The 19,306-nt window shown below is 33.3% G+C and carries 18 protein-coding genes; 6 read left to right on the forward strand and 12 right to left on the reverse strand.

Annotation, left to right across the window (positions count from 1 at the left end):
- Entirely contained in the window at nucleotides 1–330 is a 330-nt protein-coding gene (locus Q0871_RS13735; RefSeq protein ID WP_299324833.1) for a hypothetical protein, read from the forward strand.
- Nucleotides 331–334: 4 nt separating this feature from the next.
- On the forward strand, nucleotides 335–994 hold the full coding sequence (locus Q0871_RS13740) for an alpha/beta fold hydrolase (protein WP_299324836.1): 660 nt from the start codon (nucleotides 335–337) through the stop codon (nucleotides 992–994).
- On the opposite strand, the gene Q0871_RS13745 is transcribed toward Q0871_RS13740, so the two are convergent.
- Together Q0871_RS13745 and Q0871_RS13750 are read right to left on the reverse strand one after the other, a co-directional pair.
- Nucleotides 991–1,485, reverse strand: coding sequence for a hydrolase (locus Q0871_RS13745; RefSeq protein ID WP_299324839.1), 495 nt, complete (start codon nucleotides 1,483–1,485; stop codon nucleotides 991–993). The genes Q0871_RS13740 and Q0871_RS13745 overlap by 4 nt on opposite strands.
- 2 nt (nucleotides 1,486–1,487) lie before the next feature.
- A complete protein-coding gene (locus tag Q0871_RS13750; protein ID WP_299324841.1) occupies nucleotides 1,488–2,264 on the reverse strand; it encodes an MBL fold metallo-hydrolase in 777 nt (258 codons plus the stop codon).
- Nucleotides 2,265–2,434: 170 nt separating this feature from the next.
- Between Q0871_RS13750 and Q0871_RS13755 the strand changes: the two genes are divergently transcribed.
- Nucleotides 2,435–3,889, forward strand: a complete 1,455-nt coding sequence (locus Q0871_RS13755) for a TonB-dependent receptor (RefSeq protein WP_299324844.1) — start codon at nucleotides 2,435–2,437, stop codon at nucleotides 3,887–3,889.
- A gap of 77 nt (nucleotides 3,890–3,966) precedes the next feature.
- Here Q0871_RS13755 and bcp read toward each other — a convergent pair whose 3' ends face one another.
- The gene (bcp, locus tag Q0871_RS13760; protein ID WP_299324847.1) at nucleotides 3,967–4,419 is read right to left on the reverse strand and encodes a thioredoxin-dependent thiol peroxidase; all 453 of its coding nucleotides are present in this window, start codon (nucleotides 4,417–4,419) and stop codon (nucleotides 3,967–3,969) included.
- 55 nt (nucleotides 4,420–4,474) lie between these two features.
- Here bcp and nth point away from each other — a divergent pair, with 55 nt between their 5' ends.
- Nucleotides 4,475–5,137, forward strand: a complete 663-nt coding sequence (nth, locus tag Q0871_RS13765) for an endonuclease III (protein WP_299324849.1) — start codon at nucleotides 4,475–4,477, stop codon at nucleotides 5,135–5,137.
- A gap of 15 nt (nucleotides 5,138–5,152) precedes the next feature.
- Here nth and Q0871_RS13770 read toward each other — a convergent pair whose 3' ends face one another.
- The 4 genes from Q0871_RS13770 to Q0871_RS13785 form a co-directional block, all read right to left on the reverse strand.
- Nucleotides 5,153–5,296: a hypothetical protein gene (locus Q0871_RS13770; RefSeq protein WP_166637476.1), complete on the reverse strand. Its 144-nt coding sequence runs from the start codon at nucleotides 5,294–5,296 to the stop codon at nucleotides 5,153–5,155.
- Nucleotides 5,297–5,368: 72 nt separating this feature from the next.
- A complete protein-coding gene (locus tag Q0871_RS13775) occupies nucleotides 5,369–5,950 on the reverse strand; it encodes a sigma-70 family RNA polymerase sigma factor (RefSeq protein WP_133673739.1) in 582 nt (193 codons plus the stop codon).
- 400 nt (nucleotides 5,951–6,350) lie between these two features.
- On the reverse strand, nucleotides 6,351–6,494 hold the full coding sequence (locus Q0871_RS13780) for a hypothetical protein (RefSeq protein WP_299324852.1): 144 nt from the start codon (nucleotides 6,492–6,494) through the stop codon (nucleotides 6,351–6,353).
- A 74-nt stretch (nucleotides 6,495–6,568) separates the two neighbouring features.
- Nucleotides 6,569–7,150, reverse strand: a complete 582-nt coding sequence (locus Q0871_RS13785; RefSeq protein ID WP_299324854.1) for a sigma-70 family RNA polymerase sigma factor — start codon at nucleotides 7,148–7,150, stop codon at nucleotides 6,569–6,571.
- A 243-nt stretch (nucleotides 7,151–7,393) separates the two neighbouring features.
- Here Q0871_RS13785 and uvrA point away from each other — a divergent pair, with 243 nt between their 5' ends.
- Nucleotides 7,394–10,174: an excinuclease ABC subunit UvrA gene (uvrA, locus tag Q0871_RS13790; protein WP_299324857.1), complete on the forward strand. Its 2,781-nt coding sequence runs from the start codon at nucleotides 7,394–7,396 to the stop codon at nucleotides 10,172–10,174.
- Between the two features lie 163 nt (nucleotides 10,175–10,337).
- Complete coding sequence (locus Q0871_RS13795; protein WP_299324860.1) at nucleotides 10,338–11,507, forward strand: hypothetical protein; 1,170 nt, start codon at nucleotides 10,338–10,340, stop codon at nucleotides 11,505–11,507.
- A gap of 109 nt (nucleotides 11,508–11,616) precedes the next feature.
- Here Q0871_RS13795 and Q0871_RS13800 read toward each other — a convergent pair whose 3' ends face one another.
- The 5 genes from Q0871_RS13800 to Q0871_RS13820 all read right to left on the reverse strand — a co-directional run bounded on the left by Q0871_RS13800 (nucleotide 11,617) and on the right by Q0871_RS13820 (nucleotide 19,276).
- Nucleotides 11,617–12,486 (reverse strand): RluA family pseudouridine synthase, encoded by an 870-nt coding sequence (locus tag Q0871_RS13800; RefSeq protein ID WP_299324862.1) that lies wholly within the window; start codon nucleotides 12,484–12,486, stop codon nucleotides 11,617–11,619.
- 152 nt (nucleotides 12,487–12,638) lie between these two features.
- Nucleotides 12,639–13,913: a POTRA domain-containing protein gene (locus Q0871_RS13805; protein ID WP_299324864.1), complete on the reverse strand. Its 1,275-nt coding sequence runs from the start codon at nucleotides 13,911–13,913 to the stop codon at nucleotides 12,639–12,641.
- A gap of 202 nt (nucleotides 13,914–14,115) precedes the next feature.
- Entirely contained in the window at nucleotides 14,116–15,546 is a 1,431-nt protein-coding gene (locus Q0871_RS13810) for a polysaccharide biosynthesis C-terminal domain-containing protein (protein WP_367275151.1), read from the reverse strand.
- A 23-nt stretch (nucleotides 15,547–15,569) separates the two neighbouring features.
- Nucleotides 15,570–16,841 (reverse strand): glycosyltransferase family 4 protein, encoded by a 1,272-nt coding sequence (locus tag Q0871_RS13815; protein ID WP_299324869.1) that lies wholly within the window; start codon nucleotides 16,839–16,841, stop codon nucleotides 15,570–15,572.
- Nucleotides 16,841–19,276 (reverse strand): YfhO family protein, encoded by a 2,436-nt coding sequence (locus Q0871_RS13820; RefSeq protein WP_299324872.1) that lies wholly within the window; start codon nucleotides 19,274–19,276, stop codon nucleotides 16,841–16,843. Before Q0871_RS13820 ends, Q0871_RS13815 begins: the two co-directional genes overlap by 1 nt.
- Between the last annotated feature and the right edge of the window lie 30 nt (nucleotides 19,277–19,306).

Raw genomic sequence — 19,306 nt, forward strand, 5'->3', positions numbered from 1 at the left:
ATGGAGAAAGTTCCCGAAATACCCGGAAAAAAAACCGCCATTGTGGCCTACCTTACAATTGTAGGAGCACTAATTGCGATTAGTATGAATGCCGATCCCAAACACAATTTTGCTCGTTTTCATACAAGACAGGCTTTCGGACTTCATATTGTCTTTCTTGCTTTTGCCATATTAAATGCACAATGGGGTAATGAGTATGGCTTTTATGGACTTTATATATTCTATATCGTACTTTGGTTTTACGCATTTTTAGGCCTATTGGCTAACAAAGAACAAGCGGTTCCCGTTTTGGGACCTTACTTTCAAAAATGGTTCACTTTTATAAAATAATATAATGACAACAGCTCCCCTATCTTTAGAACACATTATTAGACCTTCTAGCTTAACCGATAAAAAACCACCTGTACTTTTTATGCTGCATGGTTACGGTAGTAATGAAGAAGATTTATTTTCTTTCGCACCAGAATTACCAGAAGAATTATGTATAATAGCCGTTCGTGCTCCTTATATTTTACAGCCTTATGGTTATGCATGGTACGCTATTAATTTTGATGATGAAAAAGGAAAATGGAGCGATGATGATCAAGCTATTGAATCTCGTGACAAAATCAAAAATTTCATTGATGAAGCCTGTTCTACTTATGGGTTAGATGAAAATAATGTCAACCTTTTAGGCTTCAGTCAAGGTACCATTCTAAGTTATGCAGTAGCCTTATCATATCCTGACAAAGTAAAGAATATCATCGCTTTAAGCGGATATATTAATGAAGATATATTAATTGATTCTTATAAGGATAATAATTTTGACAACCTTAATTTCTATTGCTCCCATGGCGATATGGATCAAGTGATACCGGTAGATTGGGCAAGAAAAGCACCCGAGTTATTGACAACCTTAGGTATAAAACATGTCTATGAAGAATTTCCTGCAGGTCATGGTATTGCACCGCAGAACTTCTATTCTCTTAAAAAATGGATTTCAGATAAAATCTAGTTGCTTTGGGTATATAATAAGTGATCAATTAAGGTGAAATCTACACCTAGATCATCTTTTAATTCATACTTGATCAATAGCTCACCCCAATATTTACCATCAGAAAAGTCGGTAAGTATCCATTTATGATTTAATACTTTGATTTTATTAATTTTAAAATCGTTCTGCATTCCTTCATAGGGAACTAAAGGATTGTCACCTTTTTGAGCATTGGTTTCCAATAATTTATCGGCAACATAAGCTGCAGGATCGTTCAAATTTAAATGCTCGAAATATGCAAGTGCATCGTCATTGTTCTCTAAAGAGAAATACTGCATATCAAGCACCTTCAAAGAAGATCTTTGAACAGAGTCTTTCAAATTTTCAACCTTACTTTCTAACCTTGTAATTGTTTCAGCATTAGCTTTGGTCATATTACCACTGCTAACCACTAGGTATAAACAGATTAAGGATACAAATAGAAATAAGTAAAGGTATATTTTGCTCTTCATAGTTAAATAGTGATTGTTAGATTATCGAATGCCAAATGTACATTTTTTGGCAGTATTTTTTCTACTTCTTCGTGAAAACCAAGTAAGTGGCTAATATGTGTTAAGTATGCTTTATCTGGGTTAACTTCTTTTATAAAAGCAAGTGCCTCTTCTAAGTTAAAATGAGAAATATGGGGCTCTAGTCTTAATGCATTAACCACAATAACTTTAGAGCCTTTTATTTTCTCTACTTCTTTCGGTTCAATCGATTTTACATCTGTGAGATACGTAAAATCTCCCAATCTGAAGCCAAAGACCTGAAGTTCGTTATGCAAGACATTAATAGGCGTAACCTCGCTATTACCAATCTTAAATGGCTCGTTATTATTTACTAGATTGATATCAACTGTTGGTGCGCCAGGATATTTGTTCTTTTCCTGAAATATATAGGCAAAACGGGTTTTTAAAGACTCCACTACTCTTTTATGAGCATAAATAGGAATATTACCTTGTCTAAAGAAAAAAGGACGGATATCATCTAAACCAGCAGTATGATCAGAATGTTCATGAGTGTATATGATACCATCAAGATGTCTAACATTATGGGTAAGCATTTGCTGACGAAAATCTGGACCGCAATCAATAACATAGTTATAATCATCCCAAGAAAGTAAAACTGACACCCGCAGTCTTTTATCCTTTGGGTTATCACTCAAACAAACCGGATGCGTACTTCCAATTATCGGAATACCTTGAGAAGTTCCCGTTCCTAAAAATGTTACACGTAATTTGTTCATCATGTGTTACAAATTTAATTCCTTTTTAATAAAATTGGTAGTTCTAAATTATAAGATCGCTGTATTTAAAAGGGAATAAAAACAATAACCGAAACTTATACCTTTTTTTTACCGCTATTGCCCTTTGTCACAACCATTCTTTATAACTTTGTTAAAAGCTAAACAGGTAAAAAATGGCATCGGTATTAAAAAGAGATAGTGTTTTTGAAAATATTCCCTCTATTAAAGCAAAAACCCTACGTATAAATCTGAATCCGGATATATACGGAACCTTCGCAGAAATTGGCGCCGGACAAGAAACCGCACGTCATTTCTTTAGATCTGGTGGTGCCTCGGGTACTATTGCGAAAGCAATGAGTGCTTATGACAAAGATTTTAGTGATGCAATTTATGGTATTGAGACAGATGGGCGATATGTAACCCAAGCTAGATTAAAAACCATGCTTGATTATGAAATGCAATTGATGGAAGAGCGTATTAGTCGTGAAAACCACCCAGACAGATTGTTCTTTTCATATGCAAATACAGTAGCAACGATTGATTTCTCTAAACGCTACAAAGGTCACGGTTGGATCGGTATTAGATATCAATTAGACCCAACACAGAAAGAATTTGACGAAATTATTCTTCATATTCGTTTTAAGCAAAACGAAGCACGATTACAACAAGAAACTTTAGGCATTCTTGGTGTTAACTTAATATATGGTGCATTTTACAAGTACCATAAGCCAAAGAAAATGTTGAAATATCTATATGATCATATAGATAAGGATACCCTAGAAATTGATATGATTAACTTCTCTGGACCTAATTTCAAAGATGTTGACAACCGCTTAATGAGTTTACAGCTTATTAAAAATGACATGACAGATGCTGTAATGTTCGGTCCTGATGGTAATAACCTATTGCCTGCAGCCGTACTTTACAAAAAGAATATTTTAGCCTTACGTGGAAGTTTTAGACCTGTTACCAGGGTAAACTTAGATATGTTTGAAAAGTCTTATGACATTTTCATTCGTGATAAAGGTGTTGATCAAAACAATACCATCGTTATTTTTGAGATAACGCTTTCTAACTTAAAAGCATCTGGTGAAATTGACGAACAAGATTTTATGGATAGAGCAGAATTGCTTTGTTCTCTTGGCCATTCTGTTATGATTTCTAAATTTCAAGAATATTATAAATTAGTAGAGTACTTTAATAATTATACCAAAAACAGAATTGGTTTGACCATGGGTGTAAATAACCTGGTAGACATATTCGACGAAAAATACTACCGTCATTTAAGTGGTGGTATACTAGAAGCATTCGGTAAATTATTCTTTAAAGATTTACAGGTGTATCTATACCCAATGAAGAATCCAGATACTGGTCAGATAATGACAAGTAATAATGTTAAGGTTCACCCACGTATGAAAGAATTATACAAGTTCTTTAAATACAATGGCAAGGTTATGGACATCATAGATTACGAACCAGAAGTAATGCACATTTTCTCTAGAGATGTTCTTAAGAAATTAATGAACAATGACGAAGGATGGGAAAAAATGCTACCGGAAGGAATTGCTGAAATTATTAAAAAAAGACAATTGTTTACTAGAAAAACAGATGATCAAGAAACCGAATAAGTATTTGGTTATTAATACTGTAGCATCAAAAAACGCCCATTTTAAATGGGCGTTTTTATTTTATAAAATACTAGACATCAATCTAATAACTGAGCTGCATGATCTTTAGTCTTCACCTTGTCAATAACTTTGGCAACAATACCATCACCATCTACAACAAAGGTTTTTCTATGAATGCCATCGTACTCACGCCCCATAAACTTCTTTAGTCCCCATACGCCAAAAGCATTAATAACGGTATGGTCTTCATCTGCCAATAATGGAAATGGGAATTCATATTTCTCTTTAAATTTTGCCTGTCTCTTTTCAGAATCTGCACTAACTCCTAAAAGTTCATAGCCCTCAGATTGTAATTCTTTATAATTATCCCTTAAATTACATGCTTCAGCCGTACAACCAGGTGTACTTGCTTTTGGATAGAAAAAAACAACAAGTTTTTTACCAGCATAATCTTCTAATTTAATAGTATTGCCATCTTGATCTTTAGCAGAAAATGAAGGAACTTTATCACCAACTTTTAACGTATTCATAAATGAAGTTTTATAAATTTGTGTTTAAATATTTTCAATCAAAATTAAACAATTAATGACGAAAGCCGAAAAAATAGCATTTACAATTTCTACGCTTCAAGAGCTTTATCCAGAAATTCCTGTGCCTTTAGATCACAAAGACCCTTATACCTTATTAATTGCAGTTTTGATGTCAGCACAAAGTACCGATGTGAGGGTAAATAAAATTACTCCCCTCCTATTTGCAAAGGCTGACAACCCGTATGACATGATTAAATTAAGCGTGGAAGAAATACGTGAAATTATTAAGCCTGTTGGTTTATCGCCCATGAAAGCAAAAGGTATTCATGGATTATCTCATATTTTAATTGATAAACATAATGGTCAAGTACCAAAAGAACTTGAATATTTAGAAGAATTACCGGCTGTAGGTCATAAAACAGCAAGTGTTGTAGTATCGCAAGCTTTTGGTATACCTGCATTTCCTGTAGATACTCATATTCATAGATTGCTATATCGTTGGGGATTCACAAACGGAAAAAATGTGGTACAGACAGAGAAAGATGCAAAACGATTATTTCCTGAAGAAATTTGGAACGATCTTCATTTACAAATAATATGGTATGGTCGTGAATATTCACCAGCAAGAGGCTGGGATATGGAAAAAGATATCATTACAAAAACAATAGGGAGAAAAACAGTACTAAATGACTATTATAAAAATAAAAAAGCCCGCTAATTGCGGGCTTTTTTATTAATTCAAAAATGTTTCGAATTCTAAATCTTCGTATTCAAATTCAAATAAAGCTTGTGAATAGCTTAATAAGAAGTTGATTGTCTTCGGACAAACTTTGTTAAATCCGGTCTGTTCTTGGTAATTAGAGTAAATTTTTTCCATACTTCCTACGTTGTTACAATAAAATAACGCCGCAAATTTGGAAATATTGTTTATTCTAATTTCTACACCATCTTAATTGGTAAGAACTATATTGTTTTTTTCAATGATTTTTCTAAGATTAATTAAAGCATAACGCATTCTACCAAGAGCAGTATTAATGCTAACCCCAGTGTTTTCAGAGATTTCTTTGAAACTCATATCTTTATAGATACGCATTAAAAGAACTTCTTTTTGATCATCTGGCAACTCTTCAACTAATTGCCTTAGGTCAGAATCTATTTGATTTTTTATTAATTGTTTTTCAGCATTTAACTTATCATCCCCAATTACAGAGAAAATATTGAAGTCATCACTACCTTCAAACATTGGCATTCTTTTGTTTCTTCTAAAGTGATCGATAATTAGGTTGTGAGAAATTCTCATTACCCAAGGTAAAAATTTACCTTCTTCACTATACTTACCTCTTTTTAAAGTTTTAATAACCTTAATAAAAGTATCTTGAAAAATGTCTTCTGTGATATCCCTATCTAAAACCTTAGAATAGATAAAACTAGTAATACGTTGATTGTGTCTGTTAATTAAAATTTCAAGGGCACCTTCGTTACCGCTGATATAATCTTTAACTAATTCTGAGTCTTCAATTTGTAGTTTCATACGAGTTACTTTCTTTAATTGGTTAAGCGGGGGAAATCTTTTAGTTAATTGGTTTGTTTCTTATTTCTGATATAAAACTAGAGAAAAGGGTCGCTGTAGGAAAAAGTATGTTGTCAAAACACGTATTTATGATGTGAAACATCGAAAAAGTATATTTCTACACAATAAATACAATTTCAGATAGTTCGGCAGAGAAATGTAGGAAAGGTAAAAATGACCTTAAAGCCCTTTATTATTAGCCCGGCATTACTATACCTATATATAAGGTAGTATAGAAAACCTAGTTCTCTTACGAGTAATAAGTTGGCTACAAGCAGTAAATAACAGAACTAAACCCATTTAAAACCAAAAAACCCCTTAGGCAATGCCTAAGGGGTTTATATATATTTGTAGGATTATTCTAGTTCAAATTACTTTCAAACTGCAATCCGTCTACTTCAGTAATATTTAAAGACTTAGAATAAGAAAGCAAAAACTGAATTGTTTCTGGCTTAGCTTTTACCAATTTGGTCTTATTCTGGTCTTTCGTGTATAATTTTTCCATGTTACGTCTTGTTTAGGTTCATCTAAAGAACGACACATGTATGAAGATAGTAGATCCACTCGACCTGCGACCTATTAATTCGTTAAAACTATATTATTGGCCTCTACTAGCTTTCTTAGGTTAATTAATGCGTAGCGCATTCTACCTAGTGCAGTATTAATACTAACACCTGTGTTATCAGAAATTTCTTTAAAACTCATATCTTTATAAATACGCATCTCTAAAACTTCTTGCTGATCTTCTGGCAACTCTTTGATCATTCGAAGTAAATCAGAATCTATTTGTTCTTTGATCAATCGCTTTTCTGCATTCAACTTATCATCACCTAATAATGAAAATATATTATAGCTCTCTTTGCTATTATACATTGGCATTCTATTATGCTTTCTAAAATGATCGATAACTAGGTTATGTGCAATACGCATTACCCAAGGTAAAAATTTACCTTCTTCATTATATGCACCTCTTTTTAGGGTACGTATAACTTTCATGAATGTGTCTTGAAAAATATCTTCGGTTAGTTCGCGGTCACCTACTTTAGAATAGATAAAGCCCGTAAGACGAGAATTATGACGATTAATTAGAGCCTCGATGGCTCTTTCGTCTCCTTGAATGTATTTTTTTACTAATTGGGAATCTTCAATTTGTACTACCATAACGTTACTTGTAGGGTTAAAAAGCAGCCCCAGATTCTAATGAATAAGGGTCTAATGGTTAAATTCTAACTTTTAAAAGTAATGTTGCGTTATAGGCTAATTGAATTTTTATAAGATCCCAAAGATATAAAAAAATAAATACTCTTATAATAATGTGAAAATTTCTTCTACTATTTTTAGATAAACGGCATTTTTTAGTTCAGAAAAAAGGCAAAGCGTATCTTTGTTTCCTTAGATATTTGTATGCCTACACTCACCGAAGTAAATCCGAAAGAAAACATCATAATTAAGGGTGCAAAACTGCATAACCTTAAAAATATTGATGTCGTAATCCCTAGAAATAAACTTGTTGTAATTACAGGTTTGTCTGGTTCTGGTAAATCTAGTTTAGCTTTTGACACCTTGTATGCCGAAGGTCAAAGACGATATGTAGAAAGTCTTTCTTCATACGCAAGACAGTTTTTAGGCAAATTAGACAAGCCAAAGGTCGATTATATAAAGGGAATAGCCCCTGCAATTGCCATAGAGCAAAAGGTAAACTCCACCAACCCAAGATCTACGGTAGGTACAACTACTGAGATTTATGATTACATAAAGCTATTATATGCACGTATTGGTAAAACCTTCTCTCCTATTTCAGGCAAAGAAGTAAAAAAGCATACCGTTACAGATGTCGTAAATCATGTTAAAACATATGATGAGGGAACCAAACTTTTATTATTAGCACCAATAGTTATTCGCGAAGACCGAGATGCTCTAAAATCTTTAGAGTTATTTTCTAAACAAGGTTATGCCCGAATAAAGTATAATGATAAGGTTCTTCGTATTGATCAAGCTCCTGAAGATATCAGTAAAAAGTTCGACTTAGTAATTGATAGAATCATCACCAAAGACGACGAAGATTTTTATAATCGTTTGGCAAATGCTGTAGATACTGCATTCTTTGAAGGAAAGGGCGAATGTATCATTGAAGAATTGGCAGATGGCAAACAAAGACCTTTCAGCAATAAGTTTGAGTTGGATGGCATGACTTTTCTTGAGCCTAATGTTCACCTTTTTAGTTTTAACAATCCCTATGGTGCATGTCGTAAATGTGAAGGCTATGGTGATGTTATAGGTATAGATGAAGATTTGGTTGTACCTAATACTGCTTTATCTGTTTTTGAAAATGCCATTTTCCCTTGGCGAGGTGAAAGCATGAGTTTTTATCGTGATCAATTAGTAAACTCTGCTTACAAGTATGATTTTCCTATTCATAAACCTTGGTTTGAACTTTCTGAAGCCCAACGGCAATTAGTATGGGATGGTAATGCGCATTTTATAGGTCTTCATAAGTTCTTCGGCATGTTGGAAGAGAAAAGTTATAAAATTCAGAACAGGGTGATGCTCTCTAGATATAGAGGTAAAACAAAATGTAATGTTTGTAATGGGAAACGTCTACGCCAAGAAACCGATTACGTTAAAGTTGGCGGAGCATCTATTTCATCATTAGTAGGTTTGTCTATTGAAAAATTGATTGTTTTCTTTAATGAGCTAAAGCTAAATGAAAATGATGCTACAATTGCGAAGAGACTTTTAGTTGAAATAAATACAAGATTGGGATTTTTAAATAAGGTAGGATTAAACTACTTGACCATCAATAGAAAATCGAATACCCTATCTGGTGGCGAAAGTCAGCGAATAAACCTGGCAACCTCATTAGGTAGTAGTTTAGTGGGTTCTATGTACATATTAGATGAACCTAGTATTGGTCTTCACCCAAGAGATACCGAAAATTTAATAGAAGTTTTAATATCGCTACGAAACTTAGGCAACACCGTAATTGTAGTAGAGCATGATGAAGATATCATGAAAGCTGCAGATATGGTCATTGATATAGGTCCTGAGGCTGGTACACATGGTGGTGAAGTTGTGGCGCAGGGAACATTGAAAGAAATTCTAAAATCTAAATCTCTTACCGCACAGTATTTGAATGGTAAGATGGAGATTAAAGTTCCAAAAGAACGTAGAACTTCTAAAAACCATATTACTATTAAAGGTGTTCGAGAGCATAACCTTAAAAATATCAATGTCACTTTTCCGTTAGATATGCTTACCGTGGTTACAGGAGTATCTGGTAGTGGTAAAAGTACCTTGGTAAAGAAACTGCTATATCCTATTATATTAAAAGAAACAGGAGGTTATGGTGAAAAAGCTGGCCAGCATACATCTGTAGAAGGTAAATTCAAACATATTAAGCATGTAGAATTTGTTGATCAAAACCCAATAGGTAGATCTTCGCGTTCTAATCCTGTTACCTATATTAAAGCATATGATGATATCAGAAGTTTATATGCTGGACAAAAACTAAGTAAAATTAGAAACTACCAACCAAAACATTTCTCTTTTAATGTAGATGGCGGTCGTTGTGAGAAATGTAAAGGAGAAGGTGAAATTACTGTAGAAATGCAGTTTATGGCGGACGTACACTTAGAGTGTGAAACTTGTGGTGGTAAAAGGTTTAAGAAAGAAGTATTAGAAGTTACTTTCAATAATACCAATATAGATGATGTTCTTAATATGACCATCGACGATGCTATTCAGTTTTTTGAAACCGGAGAACAGACTAAAATTGTTACCAAACTAAAACCATTACAAGATGTAGGTTTAGGTTATGTAACCTTAGGGCAGTCATCATCCACCCTATCTGGTGGTGAAGCGCAACGTATTAAATTGGCATCGTTCTTAATAAAAGGAAGCACAAAAGATAAAGCACTCTTTATTTTTGATGAGCCAACCACCGGATTGCACTTTCATGATATTCAGAAATTATTGAAATCATTTAATGCCCTTATTAAAAAAGGACACTCAATTGTAGTCATCGAGCATAATATAGAATTAATAAAATGTGCCGATTACATTATTGATCTCGGACCAGGTGGTGGTGAAAATGGCGGCCAGCTATTAGCCGAAGGCACACCAGAAGAGGTGGTAAAAAGCAAAAAATCATATACAGCTAGCTACCTAAAAGAAAAATTAAAATAAAATATTTCCATAAACGAAATATTTAATTTATACATAAACCCTTGATTATCATTAGTATAATTAAGGGTTTCATTTTTTGGCACGCTGTTTGTAATACACTAAGAGAATGTAAATAATTACATTTAGAACAACTGCCTAAGGGGGCAGATCTAAACCTTATATTATGAAAAACTTAGTACTACTATTAACAGCGGTTATTTTTAGCACCACAGGTGTATTCGCTACAGGTATTATTGAAGATAAGGTTGCAAACAGCAATACTTATACATACAACAACTCATTTATTTTTATAGAAAACGGAATTACATTTTCTGTTTATCCAGATGGTGAATTCGATTTTTATATCGAAAACCAAGTATCGGGAAGAAAAAACGGAGTAACATTTAACTCTGGTTACGATTATAGTCCATTTGCTCAGTACGATGATTATGGTGCAGTAATTCAGGTAGAGAATGTACCTATCTTTTATGACTACTATGGTCGTGTAAGCGAAATTGGTGATGTAAATATCAATTATGCGAACAACAGAGTTCGTAGTGTAGGTAACATGAATGTTTATTATAACAATCGTGGTTTCTATGACTACCACACAGGGTATATCAATATATATAACAGAAGTTATGTTTACCGTCCATTTCATAGATGGTTTGTAAGACCTGCAGTTGGTTTTAGCTTTGTATTTAATAGCCCATACAGAAGATATTATACTCCTGTAAGATATTCTTACTATAGTCCTTACAGAAATAACTATAGAAAAGCATATGTAAATGTTGGTAATCAACATAGATACAATAAGGTTAGAAATAACAGATCTACTATTTATAGAAATGATAAGCGTGTTGCGGTAAGAAACAATAACTATAGAAGTAACAGAACTGTTGCTAAAAGAGATAACGGTTTAAGAACTAACAGAACGTTGGCATCTAATAATACATCAAAAGCAAATAGAAACGCTACTGTAAACAGATCAACTACTGTTAAACGTAACAACACAAATAGTGGTAGAACAACTCAAAGTAGAACAGCTACAAGAAGTTCATCTAATAATGGTACGGTAAAAAGAAGTAATAGTTCTGCAATGCGTAGCACACCAAATAGAACGGTTACTACAAGAGAAGTTTCTCGTACACCTAGAAGTACAACTGTAAAAAGAAGTACTACTACATATAAAAAACCTGTTAGCAGAAGTGCAAATACTAGAACTGCAACAAATACAAGAACTCAACGTAGTACTGTATCTAGAAAAGCGACTAGTAGTCCGTCTAGAAGTACTGTAAATAGAAGCTCTAGTTCAAGATCAGTAAGTAAAGCTCCTGCTAGAAGCTCAAGTTAAAAAACAAGTTCAGCGACTAGAAGTAGCAGAAGAAATTAAAATAAGTTTTTAGGTTGGTTAGTTGTAAAGCGCCGTAGTGATTTAATTCATTACGGCGCTTTTTCTATTCCTATAAATTTAATTGACCAGGAAAAAGTTTAGTGAATTTTTTAGGCAGTTTAGATTCAATATACATTTCTTCATTTATAACAGGGTGCTGAAACCGAAGTGACTTCGAATGTAAATACAATCCTTTCCCTTTTAATTTGAGTCCGGTTAAAAAATATGTGGCATCACCTAAAATAGGATTTTCTATAGATAATAAATGTTTTCTTAATTGATGTCTTCTACCGGTATGCGGACTAAGTTTTACCAAGTTAAGATATGAAAATCGTTCAGAGACAATTGATTCTAAAACCTCAAAAGAAGACTTAGCCGGTTTATTATCTATATTACTATGTATACTTCCTACAAGTTCCATACCTCCAATAGTTACCGCAAAATATTCTTTTTCAATTTTCTTATGTTCAAATAACTGATTCAACTTCGTTATTGCACTACTTGTTTTGCCTACCAAAAGCAAACCTGTAGTAGCATAATCTAAACGATGACAAGGTTGCGGACTAACAGCATCTACAGCTGAACTATTCTTTAAATTTTGGGCTAGTGCATTGGCTACGGTTTTAAATCCGTTACCGCTTACTAAAATTCCTGCCTGCTTATTGATTACTGCCAAGAATTCATCTTCATAAACAACCTCAAGATTCAAAACAAGTCTATTGTTACAGTTCTTTTTAATAGATTGATATTCTATAAGCTCACCACCTACTATTAACGTTGCCGTACTTGCAATTTTTCCATCTACAGAAAGCAGGTTTTTCTTTAGCGCCTTTTTCAATGCTGATTTTGTAGAAATTTGTTGAAATACCCCTACACCATATTCCTGTAATCGTTGAGGATTTGAAATGTTTTCTACTTTATGTATTTCTTTTTGGCTCATAATTATACTTCAAAGTTACAGTAGTATCCAAAGCAAATATAATTTTTATGCTTTTCCTTTTTAATACTATAATTTCTGGAGACATTTACACAAAACATGTACATAAAAAGTAAATCAAATGCAAAAAAACTATATGTAATAGTAATCAAACATTAAAAGAACTGTCCGATTCCAAAGACAAGACCACTAGTTTTAGCATTTGCAATTCCGAAACCGTAATCTATTCTTATAACGGTATTAAAAATACGCTTATGAATAAATCGTAATCCGAGACCTGGACTTACACGCACCGAACTACCGTCAAACAATTGACTGATATCGTTGCCCGGATTACGCCAAGTTCCTGCATCTAAAAAGGTATTTCCCTGTACTACAAACCATCCTTTTTCGAAAAGTGTATGCCTATATTCTGTATTCAATACAATAGAAGCCGTGCCCCTATCAACAGTATTACCAACACCTCTAATATTAATTTGATTGTCTAAAGTAAATGGTGCAAATGGAGAATCTCTATTGGTTGTATACGATAGTTTTAATCTATTTGCGAAATTTCCTTTTTTACCAACTCTTTTAAAATACTCTAAATTGTTTATTCCTATAAAAGCATTTGGTATAAACTCTGAAGCACCTGAATTAAATAAATACTCAATATTGGTTTGATTTCTAAAACCTGAGAGATATTGGTATTCAATTAAAAGGTCATTGAACTCATATTCACCAATTATTCCAATAGTACTTGCTTTTATCTGGTCTGGTACTTCTGTATTCGGTTGGTCAGGTTGTAAATTATATTCTTGATTACCAAACGAGAATCCTAATTCTGCCCTATTATGAAAGTCATGTTCGTATAACAAACTTGCCTGAAACGCTTGCTTTCTATATCTAAAATCTTCTGAAACTCCATTATTTTCTGCAAAAATAGGTTCAAAAGTTATATTGCTTTGGTAGTTGACACCTACACCTAATTTATTTGAGAATAAGAACGGAGCCTCCCAAAATACTCCGTAAGAATTAAAAACATCTTTAGAATAAAAGCCTCCTAATAATTGTCCTTGTCCAAAAAGGTTAAACTCAAAGGCAGAAACCCTAAAAGCTGATTCTTCTCCATTATTGGCTTGAGAAACTCGTAAACCCGGAATTATAGTGAAATTTTCTACTATGGTATAGGTAACTGAATATTTAGTTGCTGAGTTTTCAATGATTTTAGAATTGGCATTCGCTACACCTGGCAGTCTATTTAAACGCTCAATATCTGTAGCTATTTTCAAAGAGTCATAAACTGAGCCAGGTTTTACTTTGATCAACCTTCTTATAAAGCTTTCTTTAGTTCGCTTAAGCCCCTCTATTTCAATATTTTCAATTATAGGTTCTTGTGAAAACCCTATAAAAGATACCATTAGTGCTATTAATAAAAGAGAACTGCGCATAACATGTTAAATTTTCAAAGTCAGATTTTTTTAGACGAAGTACTATACTCATAATTACAAAAACTGCACAAATGAAAATTTTAAGTGAATAAATCTTATAAAGCTAAACTGAACATTACAAGAGCTTTAGATACAACCTTGTAGAAAAGGTTTGCAACCGTTACAGGTTAAAATTTTGTCTAAAAATGAAATGACGAGTAAATTAACGATTTAAAAATTTATGTAGAACTCCATAAACATCTTCCGATATTTTAAATTTATATAATACACCAACATAAAGTAATATCATCAATATACTTTTTATAGCAATGTTCACCAATGGATGAAACGATAATGAAAAAGATGAGAAAATTACCCCGATTACTAACAGTAAGGCAAGCACCTTTAAAGTTTCATTGGTAAAAGGTAGCATTTTAAATTTAGATTTTACATACCCTAATTTTAGCGTATTGTAAATAAAGAAAGCACTAAAACTAGCAATGGCAGCACCGTCAATACCATATTTCGGAATCAACCAAAGATTGAATACTATAGCCAATACCGCCAATAACACTCCAAAAAATAAAATAGAACGGTAGTAATCTGAATTGAATAAGATAGCATTATTATTACCTAAAAGTGCATCATATACTTTTACCAAACCTACCCAAAAGACAATCATGAATCCACCAGCATACTTGTCTGGTAGCAACTCATACAGTTCATTTAAATTTAATAATATCAGCAAAAAAAGAAGACCAGAGACTATAAATAAGGTTAATGAACTTTTTTGATATAATTGCGAAAGTGCAGAGGTATCCTTATTGTTCAAATAAGTAGCTGTTAATGGATACGTTATCTGATGCATAGATTTTGAAGGTACCGCAATGGTTGATGCTATAAAACCTGCAACTGCATAAAAAGCAACATTCTCCAATTCTAGAAAATTGTTCAGCATTACCTTATCCACCTCCATAAGTACAATTGCAGTAGATCCGCCTAATATTATTAAAGCACTATATTTTACAATAGTTTTCCAATTTTGTAGCGGGGTGAAGTTTAATTTTGGTTTGCGTAAAGAATAAGCATACAGTTTCATAATTACGGTACGCACTAAGTAAAAACCGACCAAGGCATTGATAAAAAATTCAAAATCAATAAATTTAAAATATAACAGGAGCAACAAAATGGTTTGACCAATTCTACAAAAAATCTCTTTCATAAAATTGCCGAACATAGATTTCATTCTAATTCTCGCCCAAGCATAAAAAACCTCAAAGTATGCCATTGCCATACCCGTTAAAAAGATATGCCAAACATAATCTCGAACGATACCGTTCTGTCTTGAAAGTAAATTACCGATAGCATCATTAGCTAGATAACTTATTAAAGCAACTGGTATAATTAATACTAAGGGCAGTAACAACATTAAGGTTAAAAAGGAATCTTGAGTTTTTTCGCTTTTAAAACTAGAATAGAATTTAACTAAGCTATTGGGTACACCAAATGCCAATATGTGTGTTAGCACAGCAGATACAGATAAGATTACTTGTATTAATCCGTAATTACTTGGCTGCATAAAATTGGTATACAAAAATAAGGTATTCGCTGCCCCAATTGCGAAACCAAAATAGGTTACAATTGTATTATTCAACGATTGTTTTAGTACGATACCCATTAAATATATTCGACTAATTTTCGGGTGAGTTCCCTTCTACTGTATTGCTCAATACTACCAGAACTTATCTGTAATTCTCCTTTCTGAAAATCTTGAAACCAACTTAAAAGTACATTTTTCAACGCAATATCATCAGCATAGTCAAATATTCTACCTGTTTCGGTTTCATTAACGATACCCGCAACTTCCCAATTTATAGGTCCCACACCTAAAATAGGACGCTTTGCCGCCATATATTCAAATAACTTACCAGGTATGATACCAATGGTATCTTGAGAGTCTATTTCTACCAATAATAAAACCTGCGAAGACTTTTGGTAAGCCAGCGCTTCTTGATGCGAAACATAACCTACAATTTCAATAAAATCTTGCAAACCTAATTCAGCGAGTGATGCAAGTATTTCTTCACTGACTACACCTATAAAGTGTAATTGCAAAGCATTCTTGAAATCAATATTTTCATTCACTAAATCTGACAATACCTTCCAAAGGTTCTTAGGGTTTCTACCACTTAACAATGACCCTATGTGAGAAATGCTAAATTTGGTATCTAGTGTATCACTTACTACTATATCACCGTCAAATCCGTTCGTAATGACCTTGATTGGTTTATTTGTAAGTTGTTCAAACTCTTGTTTCGTAGTATTACTGGTTACAATAATTTTATCCGCTGTATTTAAAACATCAGACTCTAGCTGCTTATGCTTCTTTTCTGCAGATGATGTCAATTTTAGTTTTTTATGATACCCTATAGTTGTCCATGGATCACGAAAATCTGCAATCCAATTTAATGTTATGGTTTGTTTTAAATAGTAACCAATTAGGTGCACACTATGCGGAGGACCAGTAGTAATTATAGTATCTATACCCTCTTTTTCTAAAACATATTTTAAAAAAGTAACAGAAGGTTTTACCCAAAATTTTCTTGCATCAGGTATAAACAGATTACCCCTAATCCACAAAAGAGCTTTCTCTAAAAAAGATTGATTCTTAGTTTGAATAATTCCAGAACTAATACGCTTTGTTTTCTTACTACTAAATATGGCCGCAATGCGATATGGTTCTTTTATAGGATGCTTATAGATTTTTAAATCATCGGGAATATCTTGTAAAAAAGATTCATCTAAAAGTGGATAATGAGGATTCTCAGGAATATACAGTACCGGCTCGACACCAAAGTCTCTAAAGTATTTTACAAACTTTAGCCAACGTTGAACTCCCGGTCCGCCAGCAGGTGGCCAATAATAAGTAATGACCAGCACCTTTCTCATTATGCTTCCTCTTCTTTTTTAGATCTCCAAAAAGAAAAACCAAATCCACCAACAATAACCAGTCCTAATAAAATAGTACTCGCTAAAGTGATTTTACTTCCTGTTACGACAACATCTGGCTCAAATTTAAATTCTACCTTATGTTCGCCTGAAGGAATTTTAAGTGCTCTTAGTACGTAATCAACTTTGAAGTAATCACTTTCTTTTCCGTCGATATAAGCATTCCATCCGTTTTCGTAATACATCTCAGAAAATACTGCAACACCTTCATTACTATTCTTAGATGTATATGTCAAATGATTAGGCTCATTATCAATTAAAGCAATTGACGCCGTAGAATCTACTTGATAAGTCAATGGATAAATGTCAGAAAACTTAGAAGAATTAACAACCGCCACATTCTTAGTATCTAAACTATCTAAAGCCATTATCTCTTCATTGGCATTTGCAACAGATTGTAATTGAGAAACAAACCAAGCATTACCATTAGCATTGGGGTTTTCAATAGGAAAAGCATTACCCTCTTGATCTTGCCTGATAACATATTTAATGTTCATCATATTTAAAACCGACAAGTTGCCATTGTACACATGAAAATTAAACAAGTCTTGCATACCGGCAGGTTTGGCTGCGTGGTAGCCCGTTATACTTTGGTGAAAATATGCTGTTTTCGCAGAATCGAATCCGTCGGTTTGATCAAAAACACGGAATACTCCGTCATCCTTAGCAATTATTTTATCTGCTGTAGTTTCTTTAAAAGGTTCTAACATTTTACGTTTAGACACAAAATTGTCATTATTTACATATCGTAAATCAACACCTACTAAATCAACCACAACCAACAAACCAATGGCAATTATCAAGAGGTTCATTTTCAATTTCTCTTTTAAATACAACCAAATCAATAACGCTGTACCTAGTGCAAAACCTAATGAGCGTAACAAATCGCTCGTATAAACACTCTTACGATCTAAACGAAGCATTTCTGGCAACTCTTCTAGACCTGTCATTCTCAAATTATCATCATTGACACCTACAAAGTGGAAAGCACCTTTAAACATGAATAAAACAACGCCTAGACCTAAAACAATTGCTGCTGCAATAGTTAAAGATTTCATTTTATCCGCTTGCGGAACTTTGTCCTTAAATAATTTATTTAAAGCTAAAATTGCCAATACCGGAACACAAAGTTCTAATACGATTTGTATGGACGATACCGCCCTAAATTTATCATATAAAGGAAAATAATCTATCATGAAATCAGTTAACGAACTAAAGTTTTTACCCCATGATAATACTAAAGACATAAGTGAACCAAAAAGTAGCCACCATTTATGCTTCCCTTTAACCAAGAATAATCCTAAAATAAATAGAAAGAATATAACAGCACCTAAATATGCCGGACCCGATGTACCGGGTTGTACACCCCAATACAATGGTAAACCACTAACAAAATCTAATGCACTTGATCTAGCCAAGCCCTTATCAATTAAATAATTATAAGATTTTGAGTTCTCACCCAAATTCTCTTGACTTGCGCCACCAAAAAGTCTTGGCACAAATAAGTTTAAAGATTCTGTAATACCATAACTCCAATTTGTAATATAGGCTTTGCTTAATCCGCCAGTATCTTCTTTTGGCGAACCATCTGGGTTTATAGTCAATTCACTTTTACCCCGTGTACTCCAATCGGCATACTCTTTAGTAGCCATTAACCCTGTAGCATTGGCAGCAATACCTAATGTAACTGCTAATACTAATAAACCAACAGATGCGAAGAAGTGTTTTAACTGCTTGTCTCTTATCGCATACACCAAATACACTACGCCCAAAATAAGCACCAGTAACATAAAATAATATGTCATTTGATAGTGGTTGGCAGTAATTTCAAGAGCCATAGCCAGCGCTGTCAAAACAAAGCCCCAGAGATATTTTTTTCTAAACACCAGAACTATACCTGCTAATAACACAGGTAAATATGCAACAGCATGTGCCTTTGCATTATGCCCTGCACCTAATATAATAATGAGGTATGTTGAAAAACCAAAGGCCAACGCACCTACAATAGCTAGTCTATAATCTACTTTTAGACAACAAAGAAGAATATAAAAACCTATAAAATACAGAAATAGGTAATCTGCAGGTCTTGGTAAAAACCGAATTAAACGGTCTAGTTTTTTAATATAGTTGTGTGGATAATTTGCTCCTAGTTGATATGTTGGCATACCACCGAATGCACTATTTGTCCAATACGGTTCTTGATCATTAGATTTTCTAAAATCGTTCTGTTCCTTTGCCATACCCGTATATTGGGCTATATCATGCTGGTACATTACTTTACCCTGTAGTACCGGGCTGAAATATGCTAATGCAGCAATTATAAAAAATACGACAACAAAAAAATGGATGAAAAAGAATTTTAAGCCTTGCTTCATTTGCTAAATAAGTAGTGTTTTGACAAAGAT

The sequence above is a fragment of the uncultured Maribacter sp. genome (assembly GCF_947500985.1).
GTDB lineage: Bacteria > Bacteroidota > Bacteroidia > Flavobacteriales > Flavobacteriaceae > Maribacter.

Bases quoted from the DNA above. Each gene is read 5' to 3' on its own strand.
- Q0871_RS13735 (WP_299324833.1), top strand. From the start codon at position 1: ATGGAGAAAGTTCCCGAAATACCCGGAAAAAAAACCGCCATTGTGGCC.
- Q0871_RS13740 (WP_299324836.1), top strand. From the start codon at position 335: ATGACAACAGCTCCCCTATCTTTAGAACACATTATTAGACCTTCTAGC.
- Q0871_RS13745 (WP_299324839.1), bottom strand. From the start codon at position 1,485: ATGAAGAGCAAAATATACCTTTACTTATTTCTATTTGTATCCTTAATC.
- Q0871_RS13750 (WP_299324841.1), bottom strand. From the start codon at position 2,264: ATGATGAACAAATTACGTGTAACATTTTTAGGAACGGGAACTTCTCAA.
- Q0871_RS13755 (WP_299324844.1), top strand. From the start codon at position 2,435: ATGGCATCGGTATTAAAAAGAGATAGTGTTTTTGAAAATATTCCCTCT.
- bcp (WP_299324847.1), bottom strand. From the start codon at position 4,419: ATGAATACGTTAAAAGTTGGTGATAAAGTTCCTTCATTTTCTGCTAAA.
- nth (WP_299324849.1), top strand. From the start codon at position 4,475: ATGACGAAAGCCGAAAAAATAGCATTTACAATTTCTACGCTTCAAGAG.
- Q0871_RS13770 (WP_166637476.1), bottom strand. From the start codon at position 5,296: ATGGAAAAAATTTACTCTAATTACCAAGAACAGACCGGATTTAACAAA.
- Q0871_RS13775 (WP_133673739.1), bottom strand. From the start codon at position 5,950: ATGAAACTACAAATTGAAGACTCAGAATTAGTTAAAGATTATATCAGC.
- Q0871_RS13780 (WP_299324852.1), bottom strand. From the start codon at position 6,494: ATGGAAAAATTATACACGAAAGACCAGAATAAGACCAAATTGGTAAAA.
- Q0871_RS13785 (WP_299324854.1), bottom strand. From the start codon at position 7,150: ATGGTAGTACAAATTGAAGATTCCCAATTAGTAAAAAAATACATTCAA.
- uvrA (WP_299324857.1), top strand. From the start codon at position 7,394: ATGCCTACACTCACCGAAGTAAATCCGAAAGAAAACATCATAATTAAG.
- Q0871_RS13795 (WP_299324860.1), top strand. From the start codon at position 10,338: ATGAAAAACTTAGTACTACTATTAACAGCGGTTATTTTTAGCACCACA.
- Q0871_RS13800 (WP_299324862.1), bottom strand. From the start codon at position 12,486: ATGAGCCAAAAAGAAATACATAAAGTAGAAAACATTTCAAATCCTCAA.
- Q0871_RS13805 (WP_299324864.1), bottom strand. From the start codon at position 13,913: ATGCGCAGTTCTCTTTTATTAATAGCACTAATGGTATCTTTTATAGGG.
- Q0871_RS13815 (WP_299324869.1), bottom strand. From the start codon at position 16,841: ATGAGAAAGGTGCTGGTCATTACTTATTATTGGCCACCTGCTGGCGGA.
- Q0871_RS13820 (WP_299324872.1), bottom strand. From the start codon at position 19,276: ATGAAGCAAGGCTTAAAATTCTTTTTCATCCATTTTTTTGTTGTCGTA.